This window comes from Streptomyces sp. rh34, assembly GCF_002551245.1.
In the GTDB taxonomy this organism is placed as follows: Bacteria; Actinomycetota; Actinomycetes; order Streptomycetales; family Streptomycetaceae; genus Streptomyces.
Genome location: NZ_NTGZ01000487.1, coordinates 1 through 2131 on the forward strand (window position 1 = coordinate 1; position 2131 = coordinate 2131).

Consider the following 2131-nt stretch of genomic DNA (forward strand, 5'->3'; position numbering starts at 1 on the left):
GGGGTTCCGTAGGGGTGGTGGGGGGCGGGTGCGGGGGTCTGGGTCATGTGTTCACTGTGGCACGGGGGTGGTGCGTCGTGGTGTGTGTCGGGTGGTCATCGGATCGAAACCTGCGTGGGGTGTTGTGCGGGGTGGGCGCTGGGCCAGAATCTACGCGCGTTGCCCTACTGAACGAGGAGTGAAGAGATGCCGTTGAACCGTAGGACGTTTCTGGGCCGTTCGGCTGCCGCCGGTGCGGGTGTGGCGATGGTGGGCGGGGCGGTCGTGGGCTCGGCCGGGGCGGTGGAGGCGAAGGGGCGCGGTCGCGGTCACGGGCGTTTGGCGAAGCGGTACTCGTTCACGGTGATGGGCACGACCGATCTGCACGGGAACGTCTTCAACTGGGACTACTTCACGGGCAAGGAGTACGACGACGCCGCGCACAACGATGTCGGTCTGGCGAAGATCTCGACGTTGGTGGAGCAGGTGCGCCGGGAGAAGGGGCGTGGGAACACGTTGCTGATCGACGCGGGTGACACGATCCAGGGCACGCAGTTGTCGTACTACTACGCGAAGGTCGATCCGATCACGGCGCGGCGTGGTCCGGTGCATCCGATGGCGCGGGCGATGAACGCGATCGGTTACGACGCGGCTGCGCTCGGGAATCACGAGTTCAATTACGGCATTCCGGTGCTGCGGAAATTCGAGGAGCAGTGCGACTTTCCGTTGCTCGGGGCGAATGCGCTGGACGCGAAGACGTTGCGGCCGGCGTTCGCCCCGTATGTCATCAAGCGGATGCGGACGCCGTACGGGCGTGATGTGCGGGTGGCGGTGCTGGGGTTGACGAATCCTGGTGTCGCGATCTGGGACAAGGCGCATGTGGGCGGGAAGATGGTGTTCCCGGGTCTGGAGGAGCAGGCGGCGAAGTGGGTGCCGAAGCTGCGGTCGATGGGTGCGGACGTGGTGCTGGTCTCGGCGCATTCGGGTTCTTCGGGGACGTCGTCGTGGGGGGATCAGTTGCCGTACGTGGAGAACGCGGCGGCTCTGGTGGCGGAGCAGGTGCCGGGGATCGACGCGATTCTGGTGGGGCACGCGCATGTGGAGATCGCCGAGCACTTCGTGACGAACAAGGAGACCGGAAAGCGGGTCGTGCTCTCGGAGCCGGCGAAGTGGGGTCAGCGGCTGACGCTGTTCGATTTCGATCTGGTGTGGGAGAAGGGCCGCTGGATGGTGGAGGAGGCCGGTTCGCGGGTGGTGAACTCCAACACGGTGCCGGAGGACCGGAAGGTGACGTCGCTGCTGCGGTCGGAGCACCGCAAGGTGGTGGAGTACGTCAATCAGGTGATCGGTACGTCGGTGGTGGCGATGTCGACGGCGGACGCGCCGTGGAAGGACGAGCCGATCATCGATCTGATCAACCAGGTGCAGGCGGAGACGGTGAGGGCGGCGCTGGCGGGTGGGGAGTACGCGGCGTTGCCGGTGCTGTCGCAGGCTTCGTGTTTCTCGCGTGCGGCGGGGATTCCGGCCGGCGAGGTGACGATCAAGGACGCGGCGGGGCTGTATCCGTTCGAGAACACGCTGGAGGCGCGGCTGCTCACGGGTGCGCAGTTGAAGGAGTACCTGGAGTATTCGGCGCGGTATTTCGTGCGGACGCCCGCGGGGGGTCCGGTGGACACGGCGAAGCTGACGAACGCGGACGGGATTCCGGACTACAACTACGACGCGGTGTCGGGGGTGACGTACGACATCGACATCGCGCGGCCGGTGGGTTCGCGGATCGTGGGGTTGTCCTTCGAGGGGGAGGCGATCGATCCGGCGGCGCGGTTCGTGTTCGCGGTGAACAACTACCGGGCGAGTGGTGGGGGGAACTTCCCGCATGTGCCGGGTGCGCGGCAGGTGTGGGCGGATTCGGACGAGATCCGGAACACGATCATCGGGTGGGTGCGGGAGAAGGGGTCGGTGGATCCGGCGGCGTTCGCTTCGGTGGGGTGGCGGCTGACGCGTGATGGGGCGCCTGTGTTCCCGTAACGCCGTTTCCTGTGATGTCGGTGTTCTAGCCTCGGGCTTTCACTTGGAGTCCGTCCGGATCATGGGCGTGAACGCGAAAGTGCCTTCTGAGCTGGGACGATGAACCTTGTCGAGGGGTTCTGTC

Annotated in this window: 1 protein-coding gene; it reads left to right on the plus strand. The window is 66.0% G+C overall.

Going from position 1 to position 2131, the window contains the following annotated elements; genetic code table 11:
* Positions 1-186: 186 nt before the first annotated feature.
* Complete coding sequence (locus CR470_RS37530) at positions 187-2007, plus strand: bifunctional metallophosphatase/5'-nucleotidase (RefSeq protein ID WP_097872200.1); 1821 nt, start codon at positions 187-189, stop codon at positions 2005-2007.
* Positions 2008-2131 lie beyond the last annotated feature (124 nt).

Coding starts and splice junctions, on each gene's coding strand:
- CR470_RS37530 (WP_097872200.1), top strand. CDS start 187: ATGCCGTTGAACCGTAGGACGTTTCTGGGCCGTTCGGCTGCCGCCGGT.